The organism is Bartonella taylorii (genome assembly GCF_023920105.1).
Taxonomy (GTDB): Bacteria; Pseudomonadota; Alphaproteobacteria; order Rhizobiales; family Rhizobiaceae; genus Bartonella; species Bartonella taylorii.
In genome coordinates, this window is record NZ_CP083693.1 from 361,879 (window position 1) to 375,591 (window position 13,713).

12 protein-coding genes and 2 pseudogenes are annotated in these 13,713 nt (G+C 37.8%); 5 read left to right on the top strand and 9 right to left on the bottom strand.

What is annotated here, in order from left to right:
- Positions 1–33: 33 nt before the first annotated feature.
- Both LBE40_RS01465 and lgt read right to left on the bottom strand, forming a co-directional pair.
- On the bottom strand, positions 34–1,113 hold the full coding sequence (locus LBE40_RS01465; RefSeq protein WP_004859607.1) for a class I SAM-dependent methyltransferase: 1,080 nt from the start codon (positions 1,111–1,113) through the stop codon (positions 34–36).
- Positions 1,088–1,966, bottom strand: coding sequence for a prolipoprotein diacylglyceryl transferase (gene lgt, locus LBE40_RS01470; RefSeq protein ID WP_004859606.1), 879 nt, complete (start codon positions 1,964–1,966; stop codon positions 1,088–1,090). The genes LBE40_RS01465 and lgt overlap by 26 nt, the downstream gene beginning before the upstream one ends.
- A 262-nt stretch (positions 1,967–2,228) precedes the next feature.
- Here lgt and LBE40_RS01475 point away from each other — a divergent pair, with 262 nt between their 5' ends.
- Together LBE40_RS01475 and LBE40_RS01480 are read left to right on the top strand one after the other, a co-directional pair.
- Positions 2,229–2,486 carry an accessory factor UbiK family protein gene (locus LBE40_RS01475; RefSeq protein ID WP_004859604.1) on the top strand — a complete coding sequence of 86 codons (258 nt, stop codon included), beginning with the start codon at positions 2,229–2,231 and terminating at the stop codon, positions 2,484–2,486.
- Positions 2,487–2,858: 372 nt separating this feature from the next.
- Positions 2,859–3,359 carry a type III secretion system chaperone family protein gene (locus LBE40_RS01480; RefSeq protein WP_004859603.1) on the top strand — a complete coding sequence of 167 codons (501 nt, stop codon included), beginning with the start codon at positions 2,859–2,861 and terminating at the stop codon, positions 3,357–3,359.
- Between the two features lie 51 nt (positions 3,360–3,410).
- On the opposite strand, the gene LBE40_RS01485 is transcribed toward LBE40_RS01480, so the two are convergent.
- Both LBE40_RS01485 and LBE40_RS01490 read right to left on the bottom strand, forming a co-directional pair.
- A complete protein-coding gene (locus LBE40_RS01485; protein ID WP_004859601.1) occupies positions 3,411–4,751 on the bottom strand; it encodes an ATP-binding protein in 1,341 nt (446 codons plus the stop codon).
- A gap of 7 nt (positions 4,752–4,758) precedes the next feature.
- On the bottom strand, positions 4,759–5,463 hold the full coding sequence (locus LBE40_RS01490) for a response regulator (RefSeq protein WP_004859599.1): 705 nt from the start codon (positions 5,461–5,463) through the stop codon (positions 4,759–4,761).
- Positions 5,464–5,608: 145 nt separating this feature from the next.
- Between LBE40_RS01490 and LBE40_RS01495 the strand changes: the two genes are divergently transcribed.
- On the top strand, positions 5,609–6,259 hold the full coding sequence (locus tag LBE40_RS01495) for an MBL fold metallo-hydrolase (protein ID WP_004859596.1): 651 nt from the start codon (positions 5,609–5,611) through the stop codon (positions 6,257–6,259).
- Between the two features lie 66 nt (positions 6,260–6,325).
- Here LBE40_RS01495 and LBE40_RS01500 read toward each other — a convergent pair whose 3' ends face one another.
- Complete coding sequence (locus LBE40_RS01500; RefSeq protein ID WP_004859593.1) at positions 6,326–6,931, bottom strand: BA14K family protein; 606 nt, start codon at positions 6,929–6,931, stop codon at positions 6,326–6,328.
- Between the two features lie 588 nt (positions 6,932–7,519).
- Positions 7,520–8,143 (bottom strand): annotated as a pseudogene (locus LBE40_RS01505) (sensor histidine kinase); the annotation flags it as partial.
- Here LBE40_RS01505 and LBE40_RS01510 point away from each other — a divergent pair.
- Positions 8,142–8,506 (top strand): annotated as a pseudogene (locus LBE40_RS01510) (MBL fold metallo-hydrolase); the annotation flags it as partial. The pseudogenes LBE40_RS01505 and LBE40_RS01510 sit on opposite strands and share 2 nt — an antisense overlap.
- Before the next feature lie 16 nt (positions 8,507–8,522).
- On the opposite strand, the gene LBE40_RS01515 reads toward LBE40_RS01510, so the two are convergent.
- The 3 genes from LBE40_RS01515 to LBE40_RS01525 all read right to left on the bottom strand — a co-directional run bounded on the left by LBE40_RS01515 (position 8,523) and on the right by LBE40_RS01525 (position 12,909).
- A complete protein-coding gene (locus LBE40_RS01515; RefSeq protein ID WP_004859591.1) occupies positions 8,523–9,224 on the bottom strand; it encodes a BA14K family protein in 702 nt (233 codons plus the stop codon).
- Between the two features lie 752 nt (positions 9,225–9,976).
- The gene (gene uvrB, locus LBE40_RS01520; RefSeq protein WP_004859590.1) at positions 9,977–12,304 is read right to left on the bottom strand and encodes an excinuclease ABC subunit UvrB; all 2,328 of its coding nucleotides are present in this window, start codon (positions 12,302–12,304) and stop codon (positions 9,977–9,979) included.
- A 281-nt stretch (positions 12,305–12,585) separates the two neighbouring features.
- Positions 12,586–12,909: an SH3 domain-containing protein gene (locus LBE40_RS01525; RefSeq protein WP_078691996.1), complete on the bottom strand. Its 324-nt coding sequence runs from the start codon at positions 12,907–12,909 to the stop codon at positions 12,586–12,588.
- A 327-nt stretch (positions 12,910–13,236) separates the two neighbouring features.
- Here LBE40_RS01525 and greA point away from each other — a divergent pair, with 327 nt between their 5' ends.
- Positions 13,237–13,710: a transcription elongation factor GreA gene (gene greA, locus LBE40_RS01530; RefSeq protein WP_004859586.1), complete on the top strand. Its 474-nt coding sequence runs from the start codon at positions 13,237–13,239 to the stop codon at positions 13,708–13,710.
- Positions 13,711–13,713: the final 3 nt, after the last annotated feature.

The following is a 13,713-nucleotide window of genomic DNA, read 5'->3' on the forward strand; positions in this document are numbered from 1 at the left end:
GCGTATTATTACTGGGCGTATTATTGCTGGTAGTCACAATCTAGGTGGCAATGGTATGTTTTTATTACTCACATATAAGACTTTAAACAATTTACCCATTTGATCTGGGCCGGCTAATCGTTCGATATCTTGGTGAATTTTGTTTTGCACTGTAACACTTTTGCCGACTCCAAGCTGTGCTGCGCGTTCCAGCAGTCCCATTTTTAAAAGGAAATCTCCTTGTTGTAGAATTTCAGCAAAGCAGCCTTGTTCAAGGGCGACTTTTTTTAAAAAGAAAAAACCAACATGTGATGTTAAATCATGTTCACCGGGAGCATCAAAAATATCACGAAATTTATGTTTTGAGATTGCTTGCAGCGTATCACCAAATGCAAGATCAGAAGCTCCATAATCAACAAGTAAAGCAGAACCTTTCATTTGTATCAAATGGTTACTGATTTGTTGCATTAATTGATGCCGTGAGGGTGCATGTTCAAAAATTGTTCCATCAGGTATTTCAGAACAGTAGGATTGTAAGCAAGAAGAAGGAAGTTTTCGTGGAGCAGCAATAAATATGAAGTTTCCATCTTGATTGATTGTAATGCGACGTTCTTTCCATTCTCCTTTGACTTTAATATATTGGTTGATGGGGAGTGTATCGAAGAACTCATTGGCAATTAAGAAGAGAGGTTTTGAAGGGATTTGATCAAAACTTTCAATATTGTAGATTTGTTTTTTATAAGGTAAAAGACGTTTCTTTTGTTCTTTTGCAAGCTGTTTACTTATTTCAATAAGAAAAATTTCAGCAGCATTAAATGCTGTGGTGGATAATTTTTGAATGGTGCGCAAAATATCATCCATCAAAGTTCCACGTCCTGGACCTATTTCGGCGAGGATGAAAGGATTGGGACAACCTTGAGCTTTCCAGTTTGCAAGAGTCCAAATGCCAATCATCTCTCCAAATAACTGGCTTATTTCAGGTGCTGTAATGAAATCACCAGCTCTCCCAAAGGGTGTTTGTGTTTGATAGTAGCCAAACTGGGGGTCTGTGAGTGCTAATGTCATATATTGACTGACAGTGATTGGCCCATTAAGCGCGATAATTTCCTTAATTTTTTCTTTGAGAGTAGCCATTTTCTGTAGATTTGTGTTTGAAGGCTCGGAAAAGGAGATAAAATCCCAAAACAAGCATGGGAAGAGATAAAGCCATGCCATAGGTAAACCCCATAGAATGGAAAAGGGTAGAAAACCATTCTGGATCTTCTTGAGGTGCACGGTAAACCTCTGAAATACTGCGTGCTATTGCATAGCCTATGATGAATGTTCCTGATACGGCACCAGGGCGTTTTAATGCTTTGAAAGCAAAAATAAGAATAAATAAGATGATGAAGAGAAGAAATCCTTCCATAAACGCTTCATAAAGTTGGCTTGGATGGCGTGGTAAATAGTAAGGATCTAAGGGAAAGCAAACAGCCCAAGGGTATGTGGTAATATTACCCCATAGTTCTTGGTTAATGAAGTTGCATATTCGTACAATGCCAATACCAATAGGAGCACCTGCCGCAATTATATCAAACATTGCTTGTATGCTGATATTGTTTTTACGAGCAAACCAGATCATTGCAATGATGATGGCAACAAGCCCACCATGAAACGACATTCCTCCATCCCATACTGCGATAATGGCGTTTGGATGGCTAAAATAATAAATGGGATCCCATACAAGCACTTGTCCTAAGCGGCCACCAACAACGACACTGATGGCAGACCAGACAACAAAATCTCCAATCGTCTGGTTGTCCATGGGAGGCTGATTTGCATGCCATAGGGATTGCTTTTTTAACAGTTTTTGTGCATACCACCAAGCAAAAAGAATGCCCACCACGTACCCAAATCCGTACCAATGAAGAGCTACAGGACCTAAGTGGATAATTACGGGGTCGAGAAAAGATGGAAAAGCAATGGCTGGACAAGAAAGACTGTTCATGAGTTAAGCATTTTACATTATATGAAGTTACATGATGGACAGAAATGACAGATGAATACACAATGGTCAAGTCAGAAGGGTAATAGGTTTTTACTAGTTTATATGTGGTAAAAGAAGTGTAAAAAGACTTAAAAAAATTTCAGAGAAAAATCTGCGTGGTAAGATAAAATCTATCGGATAAAAGGAACAAATGCAGTATCTAAATGTTATGAAAATGCGTTATAGTGCGTGTGTCAATAATTAAAATGTAAGGAAAAACATTATGCGTAATGGATCAAACCGTATTCTTGATGAATTGGCAAAATTAGCAACGGATGCCGCTGATGTTGTGCAAGGTATACGACGTGAAGCTGGAACAGCTTTTCGTTTTCAGGCTGAAAAGATAGCCAACAAACTTGATCTTGTTTCACGTGAAGAATTTGAAACATTTAAGGAGATGGTACTGAAAGCACATGCCGACAATGCTGATTTGAAAAGGCGCCTCGATGATTTGGAAAAAGCGCAGACCCGAAAAAAGTAAAATAGTTTTTATAAAAAATAGAGTTTTAGAAAAAATATCCCCAATTTTTCAATGGAATGTATGAAACTAAAAAATGCTTAATCCTGAGTCTGTTAGAGCAGATTATCCATTTGTTTTTTGTAAAAAAACACTTTTTTGAATGTGGGGGACTAGTACTATGAAATTGTATCAATACACTGAAAAAGCTTGATGATTCGTTTTATTGTTATCAGGCTGCCGCAGGAAGCATTATTGGGTTCTGGGGGGGTGTCCTGTCGATGTTTTTAATGTGTATTTGTTTGGTGTAAAGGCTTTGATTGTAGCAAAATGTTGTTACAGTTTTTAGGCTGATTATGTTCTGTTGACAATGTTTTAATATGATTGAGGATTATGATGAGGCTTGCATTTTGCACCACAGAAAGAGAAGAGCATCCTGTTGACTTTATAGAACAGATTGCTTGTAAATATGATTGGTCGTTTGAACGGGACGCACAAGATGAAATTAGTGTTTGTGTGGAAGGAAAAAGGGCAAATTATCACCTTGCTTTTTCATGGATGGAAGAGCAGGAAGCTCTTCATTTGGCTTGTGCATTTGATCTTTCTATTAAAAACGCTCGCACGGCAGAAATGCATCGCTTATTGCTAGCAATTAATGAAAAATTATTGCTGGGACATTTTGATTATTGGCAAGGGAATCATTCGGTTATTTATCGGCAAGGGCTTCTTCTGGCTGGTGGGGTGCATCCATCTCATGTACAGGTTGAAACATTGTTAATAAATGCTCTTAAAGTCTGTGAAAGCTATTATGTTGCATTTCAGATGGTCGCTTGGTGTGGGGAAAGCGCTTGCAAGGCACTGCAATATACTTTGTTTGAAACTGTAGGGAATGCCTAAATTGTCAAGTTTATTTAGCTTTTTTTCTTATAGACGATTTATGAAATATTGCTAAAGGGGGACATCAATAATAGCGCGTAAGCCCCCTAGAGGACTATCATCCAATTGAATATTGCCTCCATGGCTACGTGCTATATCTTGAGCAATAGAAAGGCCGAGTCCTGTTCCACTTGCATCTTGATTTCGTGCTTTATCAAGTCTAAAGAATGGCTTAAAGACTTCTGTGCGCATATTTTTATGAATACCAGGTCCATCATCGTCAATAGTTATGAGGAAAGATTCTTGTTGGGATATGGCTGTTAGTTTGACAGTATTGGCGTGACAAAATGCGTTTGACACAAGATTGCTGATGAGACGCGTGAAGGCACGTGGGCGTACTTGTATTTGTGTAGGTCCTTCAATGGTATAGGAAAACTGACGTTTGTGAAGATGCGCATCGGTAGAGAATTTTTGCATAAGAGCATTTAAATCAAAAGTTTTAACACATTCACTTCCTTCACCACGTGCAAAAGCAAGGTAATCTTCTAACATATTTTGCATGTCGCTTACATCTTGCTCAAGCGGCTTAATATCAAAGTCAGTATTTGCTAACGCTAGCTGAAGTTTAAAACGGGTGAGAATGGTTCTTAAATCATGGCTTACACCCGAAAGCATCATGGTGCGTTGTTCGATTTGGCGTTCAATACGTTCACGCATGCGTAAAAAAGCAAAGCCAGCACGACGGACTTCATCAGCTCCTTGTGGTTGAAACCCTTCTGGTAAAGGACGACCGCGTCCAAAACTTTCTGCTGCTTCAGCCAATTGTTGAATTGGTTTGATTTGGTTACGCAAGAAGTAAATCGCTATCAATAATAAAACAAGAGCTGTTCCTACCATCCAGCTTAAAAAAATAGCGGTATTGGAAGCGTAGGCTTGGCTGCGTGGTGCAAAAACACGCAAGATGTTGTGACCAAGGTGAATACGAATTTCGACAAGATCAGAATCTCCTACGGTATCAATCCAGAATGGGCGGTTAATTTGGCGAGTAATTTCTTCACTTAGAAAATAATCAAGAATTGCAAAAAATGGTTTCGGTCCTGGGGGGGGAAGGGGGGATGGGGGGAGGATAGAAATGTTTAATCCCATACGTTGTTGTGCAATACGCTTGATATCTTCATAGTTATCTTGTTGCTGATATGTTTCAATGATATCGATAATGGCTGAAATATCGTGGACAACAGCGGTTGAAAGACGCTCGGTTACCATTTGCCAATGACGTTCCATAAAAACGTAAGCAATCACTGTTTGCAAGAGTACCATAGGAGCAATAATGATGATCAAAGAGCGGGCATAAAGCCGTTTAGGCATCTTTTTTGTTAACCACCCGACGAATTTTTTTGAGGGTTTGATCATTGTGTATCTATTCAATTGAGAGTTTATAACCTATTCCTCGCACGGTCTGGAGCCATATCGGGAGAGCTGGATTTTTTTCGATTTTACGACGGAGACGATTGATCTGTACATCAATGGCACGTTCACTGGTATTGTTATCGTCAGTTGCAAATTTATGGCGTGGGATGATATCACCTGCATTTTCGGCAAAAAGAACCATCATTTTTTGTTCTTTATCTGTCAGTTTAATCACTTCTCCTCCTTTTTTGAGCTCGCGCCGTGCAATTGAAAAGATATATGGTCCAAAAACGATCTGCTCGATTTTGGGTTGGTTTAGTGGAAAACCACGTCGTAAAATAGCGTTAATGCGAAGTAAAAGCTCACGAGGATCAAACGGTTTAGCAAGATAGTCATCAGCGCCTGCTTCTAAGCCATGGATACGGTGGTCTGTTTCCGATAAAGCTGTAAGCATGAGGATAGGAACATCTTTTGTTTGTCGCAGTGAGTAGGTGAGATCGATGCCGTTTTCACCAGGCATCATGACATCAACTATAAGAAGGTCAAAATCTAAGCATGCGAGTTGTCGCTTTGCTTCATCGGCATTGGCTGAGACTGAAACGCGAAAACCATTTTTAATGAGGAATTGAAATAAAAGGTTGCGAATACGGGTGTCGTCATCAATCACAAGAAGGTGAGGTGCATCGTCACACAAAACTTCAACATGATCGGTCATTCTTAAAAACCTTGACAAAAATTTAGTTTACACAAAACTTAAGTTTACATAAGTTATATAAAGCTGTCGAGCAGTCTATTTTTTATAAAAGGGGAGGAAATGTGTCTTGTAAGCTTGGAAGAATTTTATTTTTGAAAAGGACATCATGAATAGTTTTAGTACACATATTATTCCAGTTACACCTTTTCAACAAAATTGCACCCTGCTTTTTGATAATGAACAAAAAGTAGGGGTTTTGGTTGACCCCGGTGGTGATTGGCTTCGCGTTCAAGAAGTGATCCAGAAAAGAGGTGTTACCGTTGAAGCTATTTGGATAACACATGGTCATTTTGATCATGTAGGAGCGGCAATGCAAGCGAAAGAGGCGCTTAATGTTAAAATCATTGGTTCTCATCGTGGTGACAAGCCCCTGATGGATGTTGTGAGTGAAAGCGCAAAAAGTTACGGCATTAGAGATGCATGCATTTGTATCCCTGACCAATGGTTAGAAGATGGTGAGTGTGTTCATTTTGCTGGACATGAGTTTAGGGTTTTGCATACACCGGGGCACTCCCCTGGTCATGTCATTTATTTCAATGAAAAAGAACGCTTCGCTTTATTGGGTGATGTCCTTTTTCGTGGTTCTATTGGACGTACGGATTTTCCATTCTGTTCTCATGAAGAATTGATGAGATCTCTTAAGGAAAAAGTTTTGCCCTTAGGTGATGACGTTCGTTTTATTTGTGGGCATGGTCCAGGAAGTTGTATAGGCTATGAGCGCCAAAACAACCCTTTTCTTCAAATGGTTAGCATATAAATGCAAAAAACGCTCTGGAGCGTTTTTTGTGCCATTTAAGATTTTTTTAGTAAGCTGTTACAGAAATTAATTTATTGGAGCATAACAAAAGTGTTCCAAACCATTCCGGTCTCGAAAAGTACCTGTTTTAGGATTGAACGAACGGTATTTTTTCTTGCAATAGTTAAGCCAATTAGGTGCCGACGATTGCTGGTGTGGCCCATATTCCACCGTTTGCGGAGCTTCATAAATTATCTGTTCTTGTGGAACCTGTTGATATACAATTTGTGGTTGTTCTGGTTTTTTTAAAATTTTGCCGAGAAGTGCACCTGCTGCAAGAGCAAGAATGCCCATTGCTAAAGCTTCTCCTGAGTTATTTATATTAATACTACTGTGTTTTGTCTTTTTGCGCTCGACATAATGATATGTCTTGTGTTCAAAATGATGATGTTGTTGTGCTCCCCATTGATGGCTGACATAATGACGCTTATGGGGATTATCAAAAGAGTGATGTTCACTATGAGAAAAATGGGAGCTAAAATTGTGAGACGGTAAACCAGCCTCCTTCCTTATTTCCCTCATCGTATCATAGTTATGATACCATGCCATATCCGCAAGTGCTGCATTTAGCGGCATAAAAACGGTTACAGTTGACATTGCTGACAATACCGCTAGCTTGATCACTTTTTTCATAATGATGCTCCTTATGTAAATTCGTATTTTTCACATCCTACACGTTTCAAACTGAATAGAGCCTGAAAAATTTTGGACTTTATTGTGAAAAAAAATAAAAATTCATTTAGTTAAAAATATTGCTGGAACAATAAAATAAAATCATGACAGAATTTTGATTTCAATTATTTTACTCTGCTTAATTTTACTTGATAAGTGTGTATTGAGAGCAGCAGATTTTTACTATTGGTTATAAATTCTTTATTTATGAGTACTTTATTTATTGCTTGATACAATATGAATTGAACAATAGGTGTATGAATAAAAGTTATCGTTTTTTATCATAGGCTTATGGTGCTATGATAAAATCTTATTTCACTTTATTTGTGTGATAGAATACAGTCCTGTTTGACTACTCTCTTGTGAGGCTAAATATTGAGTTCGATATTAGATTATAACTGTATAAAAATAATATATTGCGGGAACTTTTTTGATATATGGGAAACATTCTCTTTAATTTTTTTGTGCTCGTTTAGATTTTAGAAGTGTTTTGGGCGTGTTTTGATAGTTTTAGGGATTTTTTATAACGTGGTTTAACAAGGAAAGTTACTAAAGGGGTAGATCAATAATAGCGCGTAAGCCCCCTAGAGGGCTATCATCCAATTGAATATTGCCTCCATGGCTACGTGCTATATCTTGAGCAATAGAAAGGCCGAGTCCTGTTCCACTCGCATCTTTATTTCGTGCTTTATCAAGTCTAAAGAATGGCTTAAAGACTTCTGTGCGCACATTTTTATGAATACCAGGTCCATCATCGTCAATAGTTATGAGGAAAGATTCTTGTTGGGATATGGCTGTTAGTTTGAGATTATTGGCATGACAAAATGCGTTTGACACAAGATTGTTTATGAGACGCGTGAAGGCACGTGGGCGTACTTGTATTTGTGTAGGACCTTCAATGGTGTAGGAAAACTGACGTTTGTGAAGATGCGCATCGGTAGAGAATTTTTGCATAAGAGCATTTAAATCAAAAGTTTTAACACATTCACTTCCTTCACCACGTGCAAAAGCAAGGTAATCTTCTAACATATTTTGCATGTCGCTTACATCTTGCTCAAGCGGCTTAATATCAAAGTCAGTATTTGCTAACGCTAGCTGAAGTTTAAAACGGGTGAGAATGGTTCTTAAATCATGGCTTACACCCGAAAGCATCATGGTGCGTTGTTCGATTTGGTTAGACGATGGTGAGTGTGTGCATTTTGCTGGACATGAGTTTAGGGTTTTGTACACACTGGGACACTCCCCTGGTCATGTCATTTATTTCAATGAAAAAGAACGCTTCGCTTTTTATTGGGTGATGTCCTTTTTCGTGGTTCTATTGGACGTACGGATTTTCCATTCTGTTCTCATGAAGAATTGGTGAGATCTCTTAAGGAAAAAGTTTTTCCCTTAGGTGATGACGTTTGTTTTATTTGTGGGCATGGTTCAGGAAGTTGCATAGGCTATGAGTGCCAAAACAACCTTTTTTTCAAATGGTTAGCATATAAACACAAAAAACGCTCTGGAGCGTTTTTTGTGCTATTTAAGATTTTTTAGTAGGACGGAACAGAAATTAATTTATTGGAGCATAACAAAAGTGTTCCAAACCATTCCGGTCTCGAAAAGTGCCTGTTTTAGGATTGAACGAACGGTATTTTTTCTTGCAATAGTTAAGCCAATTAGATACCGACGATTGCTGGTGTGGCCCATATTCCACCGTTTGCGGAGCTTCATAAATTATCTGTTCTTGTGGAACCTGTTGATATACAATTTGATATTGTGGTACTATTTGATAAACAATTTGTGGCTGTTCTGGTTTTTTTAAAATTGTACTAGGAGTCGTATCTGCTTTTGTCTTTTCGCGCTCGACGTAGTGATATGTCTTGTTTTCAACATGTTGATGATGGTGATGGTGATGGTGATGATGTTGTTGCTGCTGTTGTTGTTGTTGCTGTTTCTTGCTTTTGTCTTTGTCACTAGAACACCCGTGGAAATCATCAATAAACTTTTGAAAATCATCAGAAAAAAAGCCGCGGTTTCTATCAGAACAATGGGAACGAGACAAACTAGAACGCCAGATATCATCAATTTTCTTATCAATTTCCCTTGTCGCATCATCTCTTTCTTTACGCATCTTTCTCATCTCATCATCTATTTCTTTCGTGATAGGGTGAGTAAGATCCCATATTATATCCGCAAGCGTTGCATTTAGCGGCATAAAAACGGTTACAACTGACATTGCTGATAATACCGCTAACCTGATCACTTTTTTCATAATGATGCTCCTTTGTGTAAATTCGTATTTTTCGCTTCCTACGCGTTTCAAACTGAATAGAGCCTGAACAATTTTGAACTTTATTGTGACAAAAAAATAAAAATTCATTTAGTTAAAGCTATTGCCAATACAGTAAAGTAAAATCATGACAGAATTTTGATTTCAATTAATGTACTCTTCTTAAGGTTAATTAAGCAGATTGTATTGAGAGCAGAAGATTTTTTACTATTGGTTATAAATTCTTTATTTATGAATACTTTTTTGTATTACTTGATATAATATTAATTTAACAATAGGTGTATGAATACAAGCTATCGTTTTTGTTATAATAGGCTTATTGTGTTATGACAAATTCTTATTTTACTTTATTTGTTTTATAGAAAATTGTAATGTTTTTATATTATATTGTAATGATAAATAATATTGATTTATATATCAAATTATAAATTTATGAATATAATATATTTCATTAATTTTTTGATATATCGTAGACATTTTCTTTAAATTTGTCTGATTTTTTATAGCTTAGAAGTTTTTTACATTTTTATGTATTTTTATAACGTTGTTTAACAAGAAAAATTGCTTAAAAAGTCAATATTTTTAAGATTTTTTTTGTAAAATATTCTTTCTTATGTTGTTTTAAACAAATTTGAGAATCCTTAATGTTTGAGGTTATCTATTTTTAGGGCAATATTGGTTGCTTTTCATTTTTAGTTATTTTTTAGAAGAGCCAAAGATTATTTTTGGTGATTTTAATTTTTTTGCTCCTTTGTTGGACGCGTTTTTTTTCGTTTTATGGTCGCTTGGTTAGGGGTGTTTTTACGAGATTTCCCTTTTCGATTTTCCAAAATACCAGTATCCATGGTTGGTCCCATGTGATCAAGGTTTGGTTTGGAGAAAAGACTTGGTTGTAATATCGGTCCATGGGTGGATTGTTCGCTATGATGTGTTAAGGGATTCTCCGCGATTTCTAGTTCTATCTTTTGTAATTGTTTGATTTCATCGCGAAGTCGTGCGGCCTCTTCAAAGTTAAGATCAGCAGCTGCTTCATGCATTGATTTTTCAAGGGATTTAATATGGATTGTTAAATTGTTGCCAACCATATTGTTTTGCCTGATAAAATCAGGAATATTTGTGGAAGTATGGTTGTTTTCGCCTCCTGAATTGAGAATATCATCGATATTTTTTTTGATACTGGTTGGTGTAATATGGTGCTCTTCATTGTAGGCTATTTGTTTTTGTCGACGTCTTTGTGTCTCCTGTAAGGCGCGTTCTATGGAGCCTGTGATTGTATCTGCGTAAAGGATAACGCGGCCATCTACATTGCGTGCAGCGCGTCCAATTGTTTGTACGAGCGAAGTTTCAGAGCGCAAAAACCCCTCTTTATCGGCATCTAGAATAGCAACAAAACCGCATTCTGGAATATCTAAACCTTCCCGAAGTAAGTTAATACCGATGAGAACATCAAAGGTGCCAAGCCGAAGATCACGTAGAATTTCAATACGTTCTAACGTATCAATGTCAGAATGCATATAGCGTACGCGAATGCCTTGTTCATGGAGATATTCTGTCAAATCTTCGGCCATACGCTTGGTTAGGACAGTTACTAAGGTACGGTAGCCTTTTTGAATTGTTTTACGAATTTCGTTCACAACATCATCGACTTGGCTGGAGGCTGGGCGAATTTCTGTTGCTGGATCAATCAATCCTGTTGGGCGAATAATTTGTTCAGCAAAAATGCCGTGAGCTTGTTCTATTTCCCAGCGTCCAGGCGTTGCAGAGACAGCAATAGTTTGTGGGCGCATGGCATCCCATTCTTCAAAGCGTAAGGGACGATTGTCCATACAGGAAGGGAGACGAAATCCATATTCTGCTAAGGTTGCTTTTCTTCGAAAATCACCTCGGTACATGCCACCAATTTGGGGAATAGTGACATGGCTTTCATCGATAAAAACGAGAGCATTGTTTGGAATATATTCAAACAAGGTTGGAGGTGGTTCACCGGGTTTACGCCCTGTTAAATAGCGTGAATAATTTTCGATTCCGGCGCATGAGCCGGTTGTTTCTAACATTTCCAAATCAAAAATTGTACGCTGTTCTAAACGTTGCGCCTCTAAAAGACGTCCCGCGGCATTTAATTCGGCAAGGCGTTGCACCAGTTCCATTTTGATGGACTTCATTGCCTGATTTAATGTTGGGCGTGGTGTTACGTAGTGTGAATTGGCATAAATTTTAATTGATTGAAGATCACCTGTTTTTTGGCCTGTGAGGGGATCAAATTCAGTAATTGTTTCTACTTCATCGCCAAAAAGAGAGATACGCCAAGCACGATCTTCAAGGTGGGCAGGAAAAATTTCAATTATATCTCCTCGGACACGAAAGGAACCACGAATGAAGTTTATATTTTGTCGACAATAGTGTTGAGCAACTAAATCAGTGAGTAATTGTCGTTGATTGAGTTTGTCACCTTTTTTTATTTCAAAGGTCATGGCAGTATAGGTTTCTACTGAACCAATTCCGTAGATACAGGATACAGATGCAACAATAATGACATCATCACGTTCAAGTACAGCACGTGTTGCAGCATGACGCATACGGTCGATTTGTTCATTGATAGAAGATTCTTTTTCAATATAAGTGTCAGAGCGCGCAACATAGGCTTCTGGCTGATAATAGTCATAATAAGAAACAAAATATTCGACGGCATTGTGGGGAAAAAAGCTTTTAAATTCTCCGTAAAGCTGTGCTGCTAAAGTTTTATTTGGTGCTAAGATCAAAGCTGGACGTTGTGTTTTTTCAATGATTTTGGCCATTGTATAGGTTTTTCCTGAACCGGTAACACCCAAAAGCACTTGTGTACGCTCATCCTTTTCTATCCCCTCAATCAGAGTTTTGATTGCTTGGGGTTGATCCCCGGCAGGTTCAAAAGATGTTTCGAGTTGAAATGGAATGCCACCTTCAGATTTTTCAGGACGAGCAGGGCGGTGGGGTGTCCATAATACGCCATTCTTAAAAAGGGGATTGCCTGACGCAATCAGGGCAGAAAGAGCTTCTACTGTTGCTGTGACACCGTTTTTCATTGTTGCATCCTTTTTGATATAAAAAAGTGCTTGTGGTTTTCAACGAAATACTCAATTTTACAATTTAATCGCGATAACGACAAAACGTTAATCAGCAGTTTTTTTCGGTTTATTGTATGTTTCATAGGATATTTGATAAGTTTGGGATATGAGACTAATTCTTTAAGGAGGTTCTTTGGTTTTTTGTTTTTAGAGTGTGGTGACATTTGTAATCGTTCATCTACACTATCTCATTTGCGCCATGATGTTGACAGGGCGTTTATTTATAATATTTACTGTGGCTACCGTGGATAATGACTGTATGTATTGTAATTTGTTACTGGAAGAGTTGTGTATGTTTGATAAAGATCATTTCCATTTTTAAATGAGAGGTAACGAGATGATACCCAACCTGTTTGGGTGTTATATCTGATGTTGCACCAGTTCCTTTTACATGTTTGGACAAATACCAACTTTCCTGCGGGGATTAAGCCGCAAAGCGTATATTGAATGCTTGGTCCCGTTCTAAGATTAAGGTTGTTTGTGGTAAAGGCATCTGCAGCTCCGGATACCGTTGCGGTTAGAGAGAGAGAGCCAAAAACAAAAAAAATTACGAGCTTTTTCATTTTTTGTAGAGGCTTCCTTTAGAGTTTTTCTTTTCTCTTCATATGAGATCTCTTCTGTTAGGTTAGGGTAAAACAGAAAAAAATACAATTATTTCTTCTTTAGAATTCTAATGGTTGGAATGCAGTTTGGCATTTTAAGTGCTAAAATAGTAGATAGCTTAAACACAATTGGTGAATACTTTATTCCTTTTTTTATTTTTATATGGAAAACGGGGATACTGTACTATATAATAAACGAGGATTATGGTTTTCGGATTCCAAAAGTGATTTTGGAGGCCGTTTTTTGTGTTTTTATTAAACCTTCCGTGTAATAGAAAGGGACGGATTATGGAAAAAGTTCCGATGACTACAGCTGGTTTTGAAAGTCTTAAAGAAGAGTTACGTTGGCGCCAACAACAGGAACGTCCACGAATTATTGAAGCAATTTCCGAAGCACGTGCACATGGTGATCTATCAGAAAATGCTGAATATCACGCTGCTAAAGAGGCACAAAGTCATAATGAGGGGCGTATAAATGAGCTTGAAGACTATATTGCACGGGCGGAAGTTATTAATGTCTCACGCCTTTCAGGTGACAAAATTAAGTTTGGAGCCACTATCAAGCTTTTGGACGAAGATACTGAAGAAAAAAAGGTTTATCAGATCGTTGGTGATCAAGAGGCTGATGTCAAAACTGGTAAAATCTCTATTTCATCCCCTATTGCGCGTGCACTCATTGGAAAGCAAGAGGGTGATGTGATTGAGGTGAATGCACCAGGTGGTTCGCATAATTACGAAATTATTAAGGTTCAGTACATCTAATTT

Coding starts and splice junctions, on each gene's coding strand:
- LBE40_RS01465 (WP_004859607.1), bottom strand. CDS start 1,113: ATGGCTACTCTCAAAGAAAAAATTAAGGAAATTATCGCGCTTAATGGG.
- lgt (WP_004859606.1), bottom strand. CDS start 1,966: ATGAACAGTCTTTCTTGTCCAGCCATTGCTTTTCCATCTTTTCTCGAC.
- LBE40_RS01475 (WP_004859604.1), top strand. CDS start 2,229: ATGCGTAATGGATCAAACCGTATTCTTGATGAATTGGCAAAATTAGCA.
- LBE40_RS01480 (WP_004859603.1), top strand. CDS start 2,859: ATGAGGCTTGCATTTTGCACCACAGAAAGAGAAGAGCATCCTGTTGAC.
- LBE40_RS01485 (WP_004859601.1), bottom strand. CDS start 4,751: ATGATCAAACCCTCAAAAAAATTCGTCGGGTGGTTAACAAAAAAGATG.
- LBE40_RS01490 (WP_004859599.1), bottom strand. CDS start 5,463: ATGACCGATCATGTTGAAGTTTTGTGTGACGATGCACCTCACCTTCTT.
- LBE40_RS01495 (WP_004859596.1), top strand. CDS start 5,609: ATGAATAGTTTTAGTACACATATTATTCCAGTTACACCTTTTCAACAA.
- LBE40_RS01500 (WP_004859593.1), bottom strand. CDS start 6,931: ATGAAAAAAGTGATCAAGCTAGCGGTATTGTCAGCAATGTCAACTGTA.
- LBE40_RS01515 (WP_004859591.1), bottom strand. CDS start 9,224: ATGAAAAAAGTGATCAGGTTAGCGGTATTATCAGCAATGTCAGTTGTA.
- uvrB (WP_004859590.1), bottom strand. CDS start 12,304: ATGAAAAACGGTGTCACAGCAACAGTAGAAGCTCTTTCTGCCCTGATT.
- LBE40_RS01525 (WP_078691996.1), bottom strand. CDS start 12,909: ATGAAAAAGCTCGTAATTTTTTTTGTTTTTGGCTCTCTCTCTCTAACC.
- greA (WP_004859586.1), top strand. CDS start 13,237: ATGGAAAAAGTTCCGATGACTACAGCTGGTTTTGAAAGTCTTAAAGAA.